Below are 15,160 nucleotides of genomic sequence, written 5' to 3'. Positions count from 1 at the left end.
GGGTATCCCGATAGAGGAGAGCAGCGGCGTTTTCATTACGGAAAACGCCCGTCGATGCGGAAGCCCGACTTTACACCTACAGGAAAAATGCTCCAAACCCGCGTTGTTTGCGGCGGCGGTAGCGGCGCTCCTGCTGCCCGCCGCCCGCGCGCAAACCCCTGCACAGTCCCCCATTATTCTTCTCGACGCAGCTCACGGTGGTCCCGATACCGGAGCACGGCTTACGGAAAAACTTCCGGAACGCGACGTGACCATTGCCTTCGCTAACCGCCTGCAATCCTTACTGATCGTCCGCGGCTTCAAAGTTGTTCTGACGCACACGACACCGGACGATGCCGCCAAACTCACCAGCGATGGCCGGGTTGAGCTTGCCAACCGCTCCGGTGCCATTGCCTGTCTCACACTGCATGCCTCCGGCAACACCGCTGGAGTCCACCTCTTCACCTCTGCGCTTCCGGAAACTGAGTCGGCTCTCCAGGGCTCCAAACCTGTCCTCTGGAATGAAGCCCAGGCGCCATGGGTCACACGTTCGCTTCGCCTCGCCTCAGAGCTGCAGGCGGCGATTTCCCGCTCCCGTACACCCGTTACCAATAACCGCACCTGGCTGGCTGAACTCGATTCCCTCACTTGCCCCGCGGTTGCAATCGAGCTTGGTCCGCTTGATGAGGCCACCGCCCAGGACCCCACCTATCAACAGCGGGTCGCGGAAGCCATCGCTGGTGCCCTGCTCTTCTGGCGAGGACATCCAAACGCCGTTACCGGCACCGGAGCCGTGCGATGATCCCTCGCTACCAGCGCATCCTGTTTCTGGCGCTGATGACGCTCTCCGTTCTCATGGCGGGTTATTTGTGGCGCGTCCACCAGCGCACCATCGCCCGGTTGAACTCCATCTCGAGCGCAGCAACGCCCATTGAGGCTCCAAGCGGCGCCACGACCCAGACTGAGGCCGTTACCTTCCTGCTGGCAGACGACGCCGCAGGCACCATTACTCCCACCGACCGCCAGATCGCGCTCCCCACAGAGCCGACGATCCGGCTGCGCGCCATCCTTGAACGGCTTTTTAGCGATTACGGACAGTCAGACTCGCCCCATCCCCTCAAGTTCGATGGCACCGCTATTGCCGACGTCTTCTTCCTTCCACTCCCGCTCACACCTCCCAAACCACACCAGGCCGCCGATAAAAACGCCGGAGACAAGATCACACCCTCACCCACCGCCTTTACCGACATGGCGGCTCGGAACGGATACATGGCCGTGATCAATCTCCGGCAGAGCTTCGCCGATGCACATCCCTCAGGAATCGAAGTCGAGACCTTGACCGTGCTCTCCGTACTGGGTACTGTCCACGCAAATTTTCCACAAGTCAGCCGGATTCGGTTCCTCGTGGATGGCAAAACAAGGCCCACATTGGCTGGGCATTTCTCTCTGGATCGGGTGTATCCTTCTACCGACACCACCCTTCAATCGACGAAAGAGACACCATGACCGCCGTGCATGTTGGCGTCTTTGACTCCGGCTTCGGAGGCTTGACCGTATTGCGCGCACTCCTGCCGCTGATTCCAGGAGCCCGCTACACCTACCTGGGGGACACCGCCCGTCTTCCCTATGGCGCAAAGTCCCGCCAGACCATCGCGCGCTACGCTGTCTCCTCAGCAAAGTTTCTCGAAGATCACGGCGCGGAGATGCTCGTCATCGCCTGCAACACCGCCTCCGCACTCGCGATGGATGAACTCAGAGCATCCACCAGTCTTCCTGTTCTCGGCGTGATCGAACCCGGGGCAGAGGCTGCGCGTGAAGCCACTGCGTCAGGCTCTACTCTGGTACTGGCTACCCAGGCCACTGTTCAGTCCAACGCCTACTTCAAAGCCCTGCAGGCCGTTGGCCTCGAAGCCACGCAGAAAGCCTGCCCGCTTCTGGTGCCGCTCGTTGAAGAGGGATGGATCGACCACGACGTCACCGAACAGGTGGCGCGCATTTACCTCACCGAAGCTCTCGCCGATGCCGCCAAAGCCGGACTCTCGCCCTCGACTGTGCTTCTGGGGTGCACGCACTATCCTCTGCTTCGTCCGCTCATCACACGGCTTCTCGCGGAACTGAGCCCGCAGCCGATCACCGTCATCGACTCGGCAGAGACCACCGCCGGCAAAGTGGCAGAGATGCTCCACGCCTTACCCGGCCGCCCATCGAGCAATCTGACCTTCTACGCCACCGATTCGACAGAGAAGTTCCGGGCCCTCGGTACCCGCTTTCTCGGCCAGCCACTGCCCGAAGTCAACTTACTCGATCTCGGCGGCTAGAACCAGCGAGGCATCCCACCCATCGCGTTTCGATGGGGCATCCAGAGCAGTGGCGATACGGCCCACGGGCGAGAAACTAGCAACTAGGAACCAGCAACTAGCAACTAGAATCTCCCCATGGCTGCCTACCTTCTCAAATCCGAACCCGACGTCTACTCCTTCGAAGACCTGCAGCGTGACGGCGAAACCGTATGGGATGGCATCAAGAACCCCCAGGCACTGATCACGCTGCGTGGCATGAAGCCAGGCGAAGACCTGGTTATCTATCACTCCAATGTCGGCAAAGCCGCCGTCGGTCATGCCAAGGTTGTCTCGGTCGATGCCTCTGACCCGAAGAACCCGGCTGTCCGCATCAAGCCGGTCAAAGCGATCGCGCGCCCGAAGCCTCTGGGCGAGATTCGTGACAATCCCCTCTTCGCGGACTCCATCATGTTCCGTCAGTTCCGTCTCTCGGTAGTACCACTGACCAAAGAGCAGTTCACCTGGCTAGTCCAGGGAAAGTAGGACCAGTTGCCTAACGGCGGTTGCCAGTTAACAGTTTCCAGTTGACGAGGTACGGCATGGGCAACTCCAGCGCTCTCGACACACCCAGAAAAAAATCTCAGGCAACCCGGAGCGGCGTTCCGATCCAACTGGCAACTGGCAACTGGCAACTGGCAACTGGCAACTGGCAACTGGCAACTGGCAACTGGCAACTGGCAACTGGCAACTGGCAACTGGCAACTGGCAACTGGCAACTGGCAACTGGCAACTGGCAACTGGCAACTGGCAACTGGCAACTGGCAACTGGCAACTGGCAACTGGCAACTGGCAACTGGCAACTGGCAACTGGCAACTGGCAACTGGCAACTGGCAACTGGCAACTGGCAACTGGCAGCCAAAAAGTCCAAACTAGGATCTAGTCACTTGAATGGATCACCTCCTCTCGTGGTTCGATAACAGGACGCTGCTGGTCTGCCAGCTCCTTCTAGAGCTGCTGATGGCCTCTGCCTTCCTGATCCTGCGGCGGGTGAATCCTGCCATGCGTGGCATCGGCCTAATGTCCGGGGGCTTTGCCCTGGGTGTCGTTGCGCTGCTGCTGGTGGCCGCGCGTGGGGCAGTTCCCCTGGTGGTCTCCGCCGCAATCGGCAATACCGTCGGTTTTTTCAGCTATTACCTCGTCGTTCGCGGCATCCAGCTCTTCCTGAAAGACCGCTCCCGGTATGGCTGGGTGATGGAGATATCGGGCGCCGTGTGTATCGCGGCGCTCTTCTACTTCACCCTGGTCAAACAGGACATCGTTATCCGCTCTATCGCAGCGGCATGGTCGATCGGCATTGGCCGCCTGCTTCCCGCCATCACTCTTTGGAGATACTCCAACACCAAACGATTCCTTCGTTTCGGGGCCGTTGCGTTCGGTATCTTCGCTCTGCTCAGCTTTCAGCGCATTGTTCTTCTTTTGGTGCAGGGAGCCCCGCAGAACTTCATGCAGCGCGACAGTGTACAGACCATCAGCATCCTTACCGGTTTCCTTCACATCGGTGTTACCGGTATGTTTCTGCTCGCGATGATCACCAGTGAGCTGCGTGCAGCCACTCTCCGCACCGCCCAGATCGACTCGCTTACCGGAGCGCTCACCCGCGCCGCCGCCGAATCGAAGTTCGCGCAGGAGCTCGAACACGCCGGCCGCAGCGGCCTGGCCCTGTCCCTCATGCTTGTCGACATCGACAACTTCAAAGCCTTCAACGACACCGCCGGACACGCTGCCGGCGATGAAGCTCTTCGCCTGGTCGCCCAGGCCATTCAGGAACAGCTCCGCGCCTATGACACCTTCGGCCGCTTCGGCGGCGACGAGCTGTTACTCCTGCTGCCAGGGACCGAGGGGGCTGATGCCGTCACGGTTGCCGAACGCATTCGCGATGCGATCCACCGGATACCTCCCATCCACGGCAAGCTTCCCGTCACACTCTCCATCGGCATCGCCGAGGGAGAGCCCCACGACACCACCCGCACCTTGCTGGCACGCGCCGATGAGGCCCTGTATCACGTCAAACGCTCCGGCAGAAACGCCGCATACTTTCAGCCCTTCGGCGTAACGCCACCCTCCCACGAAGCATCTGAACCAGTAGCCACCGATCGTCTCTCTTCAACCGAACGACCATGACCCTTCCCTTCTGGTTCCTCGTCCTCTCGCTCTTTCTGCCGCGTATCTGCCTCGCCATCGCATGGCTGCAAGGCAATCTCGTTCCGTTCCATCTCCTGGGCTGGGTGCCGCTGCTCGCCGCCATCCTCGTGCCACGCATTCTGATCCTGGTCCTCATCTACCAGAGCCAGGGCCTCTCAGTCTGGTTCCTCATCCACGCCGTCGTGATGGTCTGTGTCTTCGCCGGAGCTGGCTCACAACCCGCCCGCAGACGACGCCGCTCCGAAGACTTCTGACGAGGCGATATTTTCAACCGGCCTCAAAGAGGCTCACACGCCCCTCTTCCATAGTCGACACACTCCTCACCCAGCGCTGCGCCGCAATCTCCGAGGTGCAGGGCCCGAGCGAAGCAATCCGAATCGGCCTCCTGCGGCTCTCCTCCCCTAACCGCTGCAATACGTCCGCCAGCATCGTACCCCGGAAGGGCGTGTAGAGATAGAAGACCGTTCCCCAGCTTAGATCAGCCTCCCTGGCATCCTGCTCAAGAAAACGTGCCCGTCCCAACCCCAGGCCCACCGCACACTGTCGCGCGGCTGCCACATAGGCGGCCTGCACCTCAATCCCGAAGCTCTGACATCCGGAGAGCATCGACGCCAGCAAAGACACATGGCCCATCCCCGCGCCGAAGTCAACCAGACAATCCGTCTCCTGCAAGCCAAGACGCTCGATCAGGTCGAGAATATGTCGCACCGGTGTCGGCTGATAGAACACCATCTCCTCTGCCAGCTCCGGCAACTCCATCTCTGGCACGTGAAGCTGCAGCAGGCCGCTCACAATCTCGTCCAGCGAGTCATACGAGAGCCCCGGCCGCGGCAACTCCGTCTCGCGTTGCCCTCGTAACCATTGCCAGACGTCTGCCACGAAACCATGCCGTATCTCCTCGCGAATCGTGTCATAAACGGCCGCATTGGCCGCATCAAGCCGCGCACGCATCGTCACGGCGCGTCGCACCGCCACACCGCTCCGCGGCCCAGCGCTTCCCAAAAAGAAATCCAACCGGTCCAGCGCATCGATGCGCCTCCGCAGCCCCTCTCTACCAAAGAGATTCGAGTCGATCTCCAGTTCCGCGAGAAAACCATCAAGCATGTCTCTTTTCAACCTTCCCTAAGAGATGCAACCTTCTCAGACAAAACAACAAATAGTCCAACGGGCCCTAAAAGCAGTTGCCAGTTAACAGTTCCAGTTGACGAAGTACGGCACGGACGCGTCTTAGCATTCTCAACACCCCAATTCAAGCAACCCATCGCTGTATCGCTAGTCCAACTGGCAACAGCGGTTGCGGCTACACTGTTGGCCGTGCCCTCTACCATCGCCAATCCGGCCGACCTTCAGAAGCTCAGATCCCGTATCGCCTCTCTCACCCCGGACACGCCTCCGCAGTGGGGCGATATGACAGCGGCACAGGCGGTCTGTCATATGACAGACTCTCTACTCTATGGCCTCAACCGTCGTACGATCCATACCCGGATCAAGCCTCCGCTCCCGGTCGGGGTCTACAAGTGGCTTGCCCTGAACTTTCCCACCAAATGGCCGAAAGGCGTTCCGACCACTCCCGAGATGAAACAGGGGGTTGGCGGTACCCCACCGGCGGAATTCCAATGCGATCGCGAGGCTCTGCTACAGGCCCTCGACGCCTTTGCCGCCAACCGGGAGGACTGGCCGCCCCATCCCATCTTTGCTGGTATGACCACCGGGGAATGGCACCGCTGGGCCTGGCTCCATACCGACCACCACCTGCGTCAGTTTGGCCGCTAAACGGACGATCCTTGGTATCCTAGACAAATCACGCTTTCAGTCAAAGACGCGCAGTAACTATGCGCAAGGACAGTATGGAACGACGTAAAGTAGGCATCCTTGGCGCCACCGGCATGGTGGGTCAGCGCTTTATCCAACTTCTCGCCAACCACCCCTGGTTCGAGATTACGTGGCTCGCGGCATCGGACCGCTCCGCCGGTAAACCGTACGGCGAGGCCACCAACTGGAAGCTCGACACGCCGCTGCCGGCGCAGATCGCCAAAATGATCGTGCAGCCCAACACCGTTCCTACGGCGGAGCAGCTCGCGTCCGGCGAAGTGCCGCGCATTATCTTTTCGTCTGTCGATTCGCCGATCGCCAAGGAACTGGAGCCCGCCTACGCCAATGCAGGCTGCGCCGTGATCTCCAACTCCTCGGCCTTCCGCATGGCTCCGGATGTTCCTTTGGTCGTACCCGAAGTAAACTCCGATCACTTCGGCCTGCTCGAAACCCAGGTCTCGCGTAAGCAGAACGGCGGCTTCCTGGTCACGAATCCGAACTGCTGCGCCATCGGCCTGGTGCTGGCACTGGCTCCGCTTGAGCAGAAGTTCGGCATTGAGAGTCTTTTTGTGACAACCATGCAGGCTGTGTCCGGCGCCGGTTACCCCGGCGTTCCGTCACTCGACATCCTCGGCAACGTCGTTCCCTTCATCAAGAACGAAGAAGAGAAGCTGGAGGAAGAGGTCGGCAAGCTGCTCGGCGCCTTCAAGGCGGATGAGACCGCCGGCACCGGCTCCATCGACCTGCTTGACGCAAAGGTCTCGGCGCACTGCAACCGGGTTCCCGTGATCGACGGCCACACCGAGTGCGTCAGCATCAAGCTGAAGACCCCGGCCTCCTACGAACAGATGGTCGCCGCGTGGCGCGAATTCCAGCCTCTGCGCGCGCATCATCTGCCCTCGGCCCCGTTGCACCCGGTCGAGTACGACGAAGCTGAAAATCGCCCGCAGCCGCGCCTGGACATCGCCCGCGGCAATGGCATGGCCACCACCGTGGGTCGTCTACGTCCGTGCTCGCTGCTGGACTGGAAGTTTGTCCTGCTCTCGCACAACACGGTTCGTGGCGCTGCAGGTGCGGCTATCCTCAACGCCGAGATCCTGGCAGTAATGGGTAAGTTCAAGTTCGCCGGCGCGCGACAGGAAGCGCTGGTAAACGCATGAGCACACCCCGCAATCACATCGTCGTCATGAAGTTCGGTGGCACCTCGGTCGAGGACGCCAAGGCGATTGACCGTACCGCCGCTATCGTCCGCACCCGTACGGAGAAGGGTCTATCTCCGGTAGTTGTCGTCTCAGCCATGGCCAAGGTCACGGACCAGCTTCTGGCTGCCGCTGCTGCTGCCGGTAAAGGCGACAAGATGGGCGCGCTCGCAATCTCTGCCCGCCTGCGCAATCGCCACATCGACACTGCCGCTGAGTTGCTGGACAACGAGCACTTCACCGCGCTTCAGCCAGTTATTGGGAATGAGTTCGACTCGCTTGATGATCTGCTGCGCGGCATTGCGGCAGTTGGAGAACTCACGCCCCGCACGACGGACAATGTTGTCAGCTACGGTGAGCGTCTTTCGTCGCGGATGGTTGCCGCGGCCTTCGACCAGCGCGGGCTGAACGGCATTCATCATGATGCGCGTGAGTCCATCATCACGGATTCAGCCTTCGGCAAAGCCAAGCCCCTCACCGACAAGATCGAGGAGAAGCTGGTCGCGAATGTTCTGCCGCTGATCGATGCCGGTAAGACGCCCGTCATGGGCGGCTTTATCGCTTCCAACGAGCAGGGCATTACGACCACTCTGGGCCGCGGCGGTTCTGACTACACCGGCGCTCTGATTGGTGGTGGCCTGCACGCTGGAGCTATCGAGATCTGGACCGACGTCAACGGCATCATGACAACGGACCCGCGCATCACCTCCGATGCGCTCCGTGTAAAGACCATCAGTTTCGAAGAGGCAGCTGAGCTCGCTTACTTCGGCGCGAAGGTACTGCATCCTGCAACCATCCTTCCGGCCGTGCAGAAGAACATCCCTGTATGGGTGCTCAACTCGCGCAACGCGGCCAACGAAGGCACCAAGATCATCGCCGCCGCTCCGCCCTGCAAGTCGCCCTTCAAGTGCATTGCGGCGAAGCGCAAGCTGACCATCATCGACATCGTCAGCTCCGGCATGCTGATGTCGCATGGTTATATGAAGGCTGTCTTCGACATCTTTGACCGGCACAAGGTCGTCGTCGATATGGTCTCCACGTCTGAGGTTTCGATCTCGCTGACGGTCGATTCGACGATCGGTCTCGATGCAGTGATCGAAGATCTCAGCGCCATCGCCGATGTCAAACTGGATCCGAACAAAGCTCTTATCTGCCTGGTAGGCGAAGATATCCGCGGTCACGCGGGCATCTCCGGTCAGGTTTTTACGGCTGTCAGCCACGTCAATGTGCGCATGATCAGCCAGGGAGCCAGCGAAATCAACATGAGCTTCATGATCGAAGAGTCGGATGTCGAAGAGGCGGTGCGCTCTCTGCACAAGAAGTTCTTCGCCAACCCCGACCCTGACGTCTTCGATGTGGAAGCTCGCACTGCAGTACAGACCGAACCTGCAACCGCAAAAGCCTGATCAGAGAGATCTTTGATGCGTATCCTCGTCCTCGGACATGGTAAGACTGGCAAACTTGTCGCCGACGTCGCGCATGAGCGCGGCCATGGCGTGCACGTTCTCGACGCGAAAGAGAACCCTAACGCCGCCGCGCTGACGCCTCCATTCGTCACCGGTTTCGATGTAGTGATCGATTTCACCACGCCCGAAGCCGTCATCCCCAACCTGCGCGCCTGTCTCGCAACCGGCGCCCGCGTTGTGGTCGGCACCACCGGCTGGTACGAGAAGCTCGCCGACATGCGCAGCCTCGCCGAACGCAAAGAGGCGGGTCTGCTCTACGGCACCAACTACTCCATCGGAACCCAGGTGATGTTCCAGGCCGCTGCCGTTCTAGCCAAGGGACTTGCAAAGGCCGGCTACACATTCACGATCGACGAGACCCATCACGTTACCAAGCTCGATGCGCCCAGCGGCACAGCCATCAGCCTGGAGCAGGCTCTCGGAGGAGTGAGAGCTCCCATCACCAGTCACCGCGAAGGCGATGCCGTCGGTCTTCATACCCTCACAGCCACCTCCAAAGGCGACAAAATCGTTCTGACCCACGAGGCCTTCAGCCGCCGCGCCTTCGCCGACGGTGCTGTTCGCGCCGCTGAATGGCTCTCTACTCGTAGAGGCTGCTACGACTTCAAAGACATCTTCTCGGAGTTGTAAGCGGAACAAAAAATAAAACCGCGGTTCCGATCAGAACCGCGGTTTTGTTTTTAACCAGCAATTCGGTTTCGGGGTGGGCAGAGAAGCAGATTTCTCCGTTCCCTTCGGTCACTGCGAAATGACAAAGAAAAAGAATTCGAGCGAAGCTCAAACCCTTATTCAATTCTTCATTTTTTCAATCCTTCCATTACTTTGCCTTCCCCCACAACACAACAACTCCGGCGATATACGCCCGCCCAGGCATTGGTACACCGAGAAGCTCCTGGTATTGCGAGTCACTGCCGTTGGTCATGCGGAAGTAAGGTTGCACCTGTCTTCCCTCCCATGCCGCCGATGCATCCCAGACGGGGTACACATCCCGCGCAAGCCGATGCACGGCACGCACTCTTTGCCGCAAGAGAACACCGTTTTTCCAGCGTCCGATCCACTCCACACCTGCATTCTGTGTGGGGAAGTTGAAGACATAGACAGACTGCAGCCCCTGCAACGCCTCACGCGCACCTGAGATTTGAGTGAAAGCGACACGCACTGTCTGTCCACTCACCGGCCGCCAATCAATCGCGGTTTCAGCTCCGGTCAGCCGTACACCAGTCAGGTTAGCTGCACGCCACTTCTCTGAAGTGCTGGCGCGTACATAGTCGATCGCATTGGTCTGCCGCGAATGGAAGCCCGTCACCGAAGCGGAGAACCTGTGCCCCTGATACCAGTCCAGTCCTCCATCGAAGCTCCAGGCCGACTCAGGCTTCAGAGCAGCATTTCCCACCGTTGTCGGGTCGTTGTAGTACAGGTCCGTATACGTCGGCAGCCTGTATCCGCGGCCGACAGATGCCCTTGCCTTCAGGCTCTGGCCCATCCAGAAGCTTCCGGCGACCGATGGCACCAGCACGGCGTTGCCACCGCTGAAGACTTCCTCACGCAACCCAACCGAAAGGGTTCCCTTCCCTCGTCCACGAACTTCCAGATCCATATAACCCGCACCGCGATTCCGTCCATGACGTCCGAGGTTGGTGCTGTCGATCTGGTCGGCATTTGTCTCCAGCCCGTAAAAGAGCTTCGCGGGCTTCCACGGCAAGGCATCCTGACGACGCACAACACCCTGCCAGCTTGTATCGATGTGTTGGTTCTTGTAGCCCAGCGGATTGCTCCGGGTCAGGAGAAAGATATCCGTATGACGCCGGAATGCCACTGCCGCCTGCGTCTTTGGATCGATCTGCTGGCTCAGACCGGCAAACCATCCCTTTGTCCGCTCCCACGAGGTGTAGTTTCCGTAGAAGCCATTCGCACCGAAGGCGCGATCGCTGCCTGCCAGCAGTACATCGGAGTCACCCAGCACCGAGTGAAACCGGGTCTCTGAACCGGCCTCCTCAGAGCGGTAGTCCCGGTCGGGCATGAACCCGGAAGAGAAGTCGCGTCCAGCCGCAAAAACCTGGCTCAGCTTCCCTTTTCCCCACGAGGCTAACGCCGACTGTTCCTGGCCGCCGAAGCTGCCCCCGCCCGCCTGCAGCCGTAACCGCAGTCCGTCCTGCGCCGGAGCGGTGACAAAATTCACGACGCCGCTCACAGCATCAGAGCCATAGAGTGTCGATCCTGCACCATGCAGTACATGTGCGGTCGCAAGCGCTGCCATGGGCACTGGAAGGTCCAGGTTGAAGTGGGAGGTTTCGGCATCGTTGATGCGCAAACCGTTCAACAGCACCAGGGTCTGCTCGTAGGAGCTGCCACGGATCGATAAATCCGCCTGCACTCCGGCGCCTCCGCGCTGCTGGATGTCCACCGCCGGGTCGCTGCGCAGCACATCGTTGCTGTCGCTCAGCGCCAGGCGCCGGTCTTCGATCCCCAGCACTCGCGTCGATCTTGCCGAGTCCTCCTCGGCCAGGGCATCCGGAGCACCCACCACAACAACCGTCGTTCTTACTTCAGGCGTATCTTGTGACTTCTGCGCCCGCGTCCATCCGCTCACACCGATCAGGCACGCAAGCAATACCAGAGTTTTCATGTACTTCTAGAATCTCATTTTCGGATCGCATCTTCCGGACTTGCGGACTGGCACATCGGCTCCTACCCTAGAAACACTATGTCTTCTGCAACCGTTCTTGCTCCCGTTGTCCCCAAAACCTTCGAAGAAAAGCTCGACGCCCTTGCACTGGTCACTGTCCGTGTCGGCCTCAACCTTCGCGCTGGACAGGAACTGGTCATCACCGCTCCCATGGAAGCCCTCCCCTTTGTTCGCCGCATTACGGAACACGCTTACAAAGCCGGCGCCACACTGGTGACCACACTTTTCAATGACGATGAGCTCACCCTGGCGCGCTACCGGTACGCTCCCGACGATAGTTTCGATAAAACAGCGGTCTGGCTCTCCGAAGGAATTGCCAATGCCTATCGTTCCGGTTCTGCCCGCCTCGGCATTACAGGCGCCAATCCCTCTCTACTTGCCGGACAGGATCCAGGAAAGGTCTCGCGCGCCAATGTCGCCGCGAGCAAAGCCGCCAAGCCGGCGATGGAGATCATTACCCGTCACGAAATCAACTGGACCATCGTCGCCTGCGCAACCCCAGCCTGGGCGAAGCTCGTCTTCCCTGACCTTCCAGAGGAAGAGGCCGTAGCCAAGCTGTGGGATGCCATCTTCGCAGCCTCGCGCAGCGATCAGCCCGATCCAGTCGCGGCCTGGGAAGCACATGGCGGCCGCCTGAAGGAACGCGTGGATTTCCTGAACAACAAGCGATACTACGCGCTTCGGTTCCACTCGAACGACGGCCTCACCGACGTGACGGTCGGCCTGGCCGATGACCATCTGTGGGCAGGCGGCGGGACAACCGCAGGTAACGGCGTCTACTGCCAGCCCAATATCCCGACGGAAGAGTGCTTCACCACGCCGCATAAAGATCGCGTGAACGGCCGCGTTCGAGCCTCAAAACCGCTCTCGCACCAGGGAACACTGATCGAGAACATCTCGGTTCACTTTGAGAACGGCCGTATTGTGGATGCCTCCGCCTCTGCAGGAGAAGATGCGCTGAAGAAGCTGATCTCCACGGATGAAGGCGCAGCCCGGCTCGGCGAGGTGGCGCTTGTTCCGCATCACTCCCCAATCGCTGAGAGTGGTCTGCTGTTCTGGAACACACTCTTCGACGAGAACGCTGCCAGCCACATCGCACTTGGACAGGCATACTCCACCTGCATCATCGGTGGCGAAAAGATGAGCGAGGAGGAACTAAACAAACTCGGCGCCAACAGCTCGCTCATTCACGTGGACTGGATGATCGGCAACGCCAATATGAATGTTGATGGCGTATACGCCGACGGTTCCAACGAACCGCTGATGCGCAACGGAAACTGGGCTTAGGCTCACAACTGCATCAGGTGCCCATGCCCTCCGGGGCATGGGCATTCGCTTTTGTGTGGCGCCTTTAGCGAGTGGCATCAGCTAAAATCCAGCGAATAAAGCATGGCGAACCATCCAGTCACTCCAGCCCGCACGGAAGCCTTCTCTGACGGCGTAATCGCCATCATCATCACCATCATGGTGCTGGAGTTGAAGATTCCCCATATAGACGGCTGGGAAGGATTGCGGTCGATTCTGCCGATACTCGGCGTCTATGCGCTCAGCTTTCTGTTCACCAGCATGTACTGGGTGAATCACCATGCAATGATCCACCGTATTCCCACAGTGAACCATCGCATTCTGTGGACGAATCTCTTCTTCCTCTTCACCCTCTCGCTGCTGCCGTTCTTTACCGGATGGGTCATTGAGCACCGAATGTCTTCTTTCTCCGCCGCTCTCTACGCCGTCACACTCCTGGTGCAGGCGCTTGGGTTCATGTCTTTGCGCCTCGCGGTCAACAGCCTACTTGCTGAGCAGGGAGAACTGGAGCCGGCCGACCACGCTACTCGCCGCAAACATGTAATGAGCATTGCTCTGTACCTGCTCGCCATACCAGCCGCCTACCTGCGGCCATGGATCTCTTTCCTGCTGGCTGCGGTGGTGACAACACTTTGGGTTACCCCAACCTTCGCGACGCGCCGTCGTCCTTCCTGACAAGCACCCGCCCACAACGGTAAACTAGCATTTGTTATGGAACTACAAGGCTGCGGGACAGCGCTGATTACGCCCTTCCGACCAGACAACACACTCGACGAACCTGCGATTAGCTCTCTGGTTCACTGGCAGATCGACTCCGGCATCAGCTTTCTGGTCGCCGCCGGCTCTACTGGAGAAGCGTCCACGCTTACTGAATACGAGACCGTCCGCCTGATCGAGACGGTTGTCGGCTCAGCCGCAGGGCGGGTTCCCGTACTGGCCGGATGCACCCACAACAATACGGCTGAAGCTGCTGCGCGTGTTGAAAAGCTTTCCCGCATTCCCGGCCTCTCCGGCATCCTGACGGCAAATCCCTACTACAACAAGCCTTCCCAGGAAGGTCAGTACCTTCACTTCAAGGCAATTGCCGATGCCTCGGCCCTGCCCGTAGTGCTCTACAACATCCCCGGCCGTACGGCGGTAAACCTTGAGCCGGCTACAGTGCTTCGCCTGGCAGAGCACAGCAACATCATCGGCATCAAGGAAAGCTCCGGCAACATAGCCCAGATCTCCGAGATCATCGCCACGGCCCCTCGCAACTTCCGTGTCTTTGCCGGTGACGATGGCATGGCCCTGCCGGCCATTGCTCAAGGTGCATCGGGACTCATCTCTGTCGGTTCCAACGTCATTCCGCGCCATATGGCACAGATGATCGACGCCGCAGTGAATAACGATTGGTCGACAGCTCGCCGTATTCAGAGGCACTACAGCAAGTTCCTCAACGCACTTTACTGGGAACCGAATCCCTCACCGACCAAAGCGATTCTGACCCTGATGGGCAAAATCCACGGGGGGCTTCGTCTGCCTATGACCGAGGTCTCTCCCGTCACGCGCAGGAAACTCGATATCCTCATCGGGGAACTTGGCCTATTGGTCGATGTCCTACCGACGGGAGAAGATCTGCGCGTTTTTTAACCTGTAATGAATGACTTGCAGGGACATGGCTTTCCATGTCCCGCAAACGGGCAAACTTCCACAGCTCAATCAGCGTCAGAGTATCGGGTCCTGTACATAGGGACCGGCCGGGCAATTTACAGCCGATTCACTTTACGCACGTTTTACCTGAGTACGAGAAGTTGCTGTCATGAATTCGCAGTTCCCTCATCGCACCATCCTGCTCGTCGACGATGACTCTGATATCCGGTCGCTCTACAAAGCGTTCCTGCGGCACGCAGGTTACGCCGTACTGAGTTGCCACAATGCGCATCGTGCGGCGGAAGTCTTTGCCAGCCGGCCGAACGTCGATCTTTTGCTGACCGACATTCACATGCCTGAGGGTTCAGGCGTAGAGCTGGCACAAACCCTCACGGCAGCAAAACCTGAGATGCCGGTCATCCTGATCAGCGGCGAAGACCTGGGCCAGAGCCGGGCCGCGGAGATTCTTTCCCGATCCTGGCGTTTCGTACAGAAACCTGTCAGCCTGCCTTATCTGCTGGATCTCATACATACGCTGCTGACGCCATCATTAAGCCTGCGTGGACACAACCCGGGGTTACCTATCCCGGCCTGAGTTT

17 protein-coding genes are annotated in these 15,160 nt (G+C 59.4%); 15 read left to right on the top strand and 2 right to left on the bottom strand.

Annotated features, from left to right (window positions below; translation table 11 throughout):
* Nucleotides 1-103 precede the first annotated feature (103 nt).
* The 7 genes from FTW19_RS06280 to FTW19_RS06250 all read left to right on the top strand — a co-directional run bounded on the left by FTW19_RS06280 (nucleotide 104) and on the right by FTW19_RS06250 (nucleotide 4,715).
* Nucleotides 104-781 (top strand): N-acetylmuramoyl-L-alanine amidase family protein, encoded by a 678-nt coding sequence (locus FTW19_RS06280; RefSeq protein WP_187143325.1) that lies wholly within the window; start codon nucleotides 104-106, stop codon nucleotides 779-781.
* Nucleotides 778-1,485 carry a GerMN domain-containing protein gene (locus FTW19_RS06275; protein ID WP_147646828.1) on the top strand — a complete coding sequence of 236 codons (708 nt, stop codon included), beginning with the start codon at nucleotides 778-780 and terminating at the stop codon, nucleotides 1,483-1,485. Before FTW19_RS06280 ends, FTW19_RS06275 begins: the two co-directional genes overlap by 4 nt.
* Nucleotides 1,482-2,297 carry a glutamate racemase gene (gene murI, locus FTW19_RS06270; RefSeq protein ID WP_147646827.1) on the top strand — a complete coding sequence of 272 codons (816 nt, stop codon included), beginning with the start codon at nucleotides 1,482-1,484 and terminating at the stop codon, nucleotides 2,295-2,297. Before FTW19_RS06275 ends, murI begins: the two co-directional genes overlap by 4 nt.
* Nucleotides 2,298-2,414: 117 nt before the next feature.
* The gene (locus tag FTW19_RS06265; RefSeq protein WP_147646826.1) at nucleotides 2,415-2,801 is read left to right on the top strand and encodes an EVE domain-containing protein; all 387 of its coding nucleotides are present in this window, start codon (nucleotides 2,415-2,417) and stop codon (nucleotides 2,799-2,801) included.
* Nucleotides 2,802-2,857: 56 nt separating this feature from the next.
* Nucleotides 2,858-3,199: a hypothetical protein gene (locus tag FTW19_RS25715; RefSeq protein WP_187143323.1), complete on the top strand. Its 342-nt coding sequence runs from the start codon at nucleotides 2,858-2,860 to the stop codon at nucleotides 3,197-3,199.
* Nucleotides 3,200-3,207: 8 nt separating this feature from the next.
* Nucleotides 3,208-4,440, top strand: a complete 1,233-nt coding sequence (locus FTW19_RS06255) for a GGDEF domain-containing protein (RefSeq protein ID WP_147646825.1) — start codon at nucleotides 3,208-3,210, stop codon at nucleotides 4,438-4,440.
* Nucleotides 4,437-4,715, top strand: a complete 279-nt coding sequence (locus FTW19_RS06250) for a hypothetical protein (protein WP_147646824.1) — start codon at nucleotides 4,437-4,439, stop codon at nucleotides 4,713-4,715. Before FTW19_RS06255 ends, FTW19_RS06250 begins: the two co-directional genes overlap by 4 nt.
* Nucleotides 4,716-4,728: 13 nt before the next feature.
* Here FTW19_RS06250 and FTW19_RS06245 read toward each other — a convergent pair whose 3' ends face one another.
* The gene (locus FTW19_RS06245; RefSeq protein ID WP_147646823.1) at nucleotides 4,729-5,565 is read right to left on the bottom strand and encodes an SAM-dependent methyltransferase; all 837 of its coding nucleotides are present in this window, start codon (nucleotides 5,563-5,565) and stop codon (nucleotides 4,729-4,731) included.
* Nucleotides 5,566-5,775: 210 nt separating this feature from the next.
* Here FTW19_RS06245 and FTW19_RS06240 point away from each other — a divergent pair, with 210 nt between their 5' ends.
* From FTW19_RS06240 to FTW19_RS06225, 4 genes are all read left to right on the top strand, one after another.
* The gene (locus tag FTW19_RS06240) at nucleotides 5,776-6,234 is read left to right on the top strand and encodes a DUF1569 domain-containing protein (RefSeq protein WP_246153732.1); all 459 of its coding nucleotides are present in this window, start codon (nucleotides 5,776-5,778) and stop codon (nucleotides 6,232-6,234) included.
* Nucleotides 6,235-6,308: 74 nt separating this feature from the next.
* Complete coding sequence (gene asd, locus FTW19_RS06235) at nucleotides 6,309-7,433, top strand: aspartate-semialdehyde dehydrogenase (protein WP_147646822.1); 1,125 nt, start codon at nucleotides 6,309-6,311, stop codon at nucleotides 7,431-7,433.
* Nucleotides 7,430-8,878: a lysine-sensitive aspartokinase 3 gene (gene lysC / locus FTW19_RS06230; protein WP_147646821.1), complete on the top strand. Its 1,449-nt coding sequence runs from the start codon at nucleotides 7,430-7,432 to the stop codon at nucleotides 8,876-8,878. The genes asd and lysC overlap by 4 nt, the downstream gene beginning before the upstream one ends.
* A gap of 15 nt (nucleotides 8,879-8,893) precedes the next feature.
* Nucleotides 8,894-9,568, top strand: coding sequence for a 4-hydroxy-tetrahydrodipicolinate reductase (locus tag FTW19_RS06225; RefSeq protein ID WP_147646820.1), 675 nt, complete (start codon nucleotides 8,894-8,896; stop codon nucleotides 9,566-9,568).
* Nucleotides 9,569-9,755: 187 nt separating this feature from the next.
* Here the strand turns inward: FTW19_RS06225 and FTW19_RS06220 are convergent, their stop codons facing one another.
* Nucleotides 9,756-11,564, bottom strand: coding sequence for a TonB-dependent receptor plug domain-containing protein (locus FTW19_RS06220; protein ID WP_147646819.1), 1,809 nt, complete (start codon nucleotides 11,562-11,564; stop codon nucleotides 9,756-9,758).
* 78 nt (nucleotides 11,565-11,642) lie between these two features.
* Here FTW19_RS06220 and FTW19_RS06215 point away from each other — a divergent pair, with 78 nt between their 5' ends.
* The 4 genes from FTW19_RS06215 to FTW19_RS06200 all read left to right on the top strand — a co-directional run bounded on the left by FTW19_RS06215 (nucleotide 11,643) and on the right by FTW19_RS06200 (nucleotide 15,156).
* Entirely contained in the window at nucleotides 11,643-12,911 is a 1,269-nt protein-coding gene (locus FTW19_RS06215) for an aminopeptidase (protein ID WP_147646818.1), read from the top strand.
* A gap of 102 nt (nucleotides 12,912-13,013) precedes the next feature.
* Entirely contained in the window at nucleotides 13,014-13,604 is a 591-nt protein-coding gene (locus FTW19_RS06210) for a TMEM175 family protein (protein WP_147646817.1), read from the top strand.
* A 36-nt stretch (nucleotides 13,605-13,640) separates the two neighbouring features.
* On the top strand, nucleotides 13,641-14,561 hold the full coding sequence (dapA, locus tag FTW19_RS06205) for a 4-hydroxy-tetrahydrodipicolinate synthase (RefSeq protein ID WP_147646816.1): 921 nt from the start codon (nucleotides 13,641-13,643) through the stop codon (nucleotides 14,559-14,561).
* Nucleotides 14,562-14,730: 169 nt separating this feature from the next.
* A complete protein-coding gene (locus FTW19_RS06200) occupies nucleotides 14,731-15,156 on the top strand; it encodes a response regulator (protein ID WP_147646815.1) in 426 nt (141 codons plus the stop codon).
* The last annotated feature ends 4 nt before the right edge of the window (nucleotides 15,157-15,160 follow it).

Source organism: Terriglobus albidus (genome assembly GCF_008000815.1).
In the GTDB taxonomy this organism is placed as follows: Bacteria; Acidobacteriota; Terriglobia; order Terriglobales; family Acidobacteriaceae; genus Terriglobus; species Terriglobus albidus_A.
This window is presented reverse-complemented; position numbering and strand designations above follow the sequence as displayed.

What these genes read in the sequence shown, in the direction of transcription:
- FTW19_RS06275 (WP_147646828.1), top strand. Translation starts at nt 778, where the DNA reads ATGATCCCTCGCTACCAGCGCATCCTGTTTCTGGCGCTGATGACGCTC.
- murI (WP_147646827.1), top strand. Translation starts at nt 1,482, where the DNA reads ATGACCGCCGTGCATGTTGGCGTCTTTGACTCCGGCTTCGGAGGCTTG.
- FTW19_RS06265 (WP_147646826.1), top strand. Translation starts at nt 2,415, where the DNA reads ATGGCTGCCTACCTTCTCAAATCCGAACCCGACGTCTACTCCTTCGAA.
- FTW19_RS25715 (WP_187143323.1), top strand. Translation starts at nt 2,858, where the DNA reads ATGGGCAACTCCAGCGCTCTCGACACACCCAGAAAAAAATCTCAGGCA.
- FTW19_RS06255 (WP_147646825.1), top strand. Translation starts at nt 3,208, where the DNA reads ATGGATCACCTCCTCTCGTGGTTCGATAACAGGACGCTGCTGGTCTGC.
- FTW19_RS06250 (WP_147646824.1), top strand. Translation starts at nt 4,437, where the DNA reads ATGACCCTTCCCTTCTGGTTCCTCGTCCTCTCGCTCTTTCTGCCGCGT.
- FTW19_RS06245 (WP_147646823.1), bottom strand. Translation starts at nt 5,565, where the DNA reads ATGCTTGATGGTTTTCTCGCGGAACTGGAGATCGACTCGAATCTCTTT.
- asd (WP_147646822.1), top strand. Translation starts at nt 6,309, where the DNA reads ATGGAACGACGTAAAGTAGGCATCCTTGGCGCCACCGGCATGGTGGGT.
- lysC (WP_147646821.1), top strand. Translation starts at nt 7,430, where the DNA reads ATGAGCACACCCCGCAATCACATCGTCGTCATGAAGTTCGGTGGCACC.
- FTW19_RS06225 (WP_147646820.1), top strand. Translation starts at nt 8,894, where the DNA reads ATGCGTATCCTCGTCCTCGGACATGGTAAGACTGGCAAACTTGTCGCC.
- FTW19_RS06220 (WP_147646819.1), bottom strand. Translation starts at nt 11,564, where the DNA reads ATGAAAACTCTGGTATTGCTTGCGTGCCTGATCGGTGTGAGCGGATGG.
- FTW19_RS06215 (WP_147646818.1), top strand. Translation starts at nt 11,643, where the DNA reads ATGTCTTCTGCAACCGTTCTTGCTCCCGTTGTCCCCAAAACCTTCGAA.
- FTW19_RS06210 (WP_147646817.1), top strand. Translation starts at nt 13,014, where the DNA reads ATGGCGAACCATCCAGTCACTCCAGCCCGCACGGAAGCCTTCTCTGAC.
- dapA (WP_147646816.1), top strand. Translation starts at nt 13,641, where the DNA reads ATGGAACTACAAGGCTGCGGGACAGCGCTGATTACGCCCTTCCGACCA.
- FTW19_RS06200 (WP_147646815.1), top strand. Translation starts at nt 14,731, where the DNA reads ATGAATTCGCAGTTCCCTCATCGCACCATCCTGCTCGTCGACGATGAC.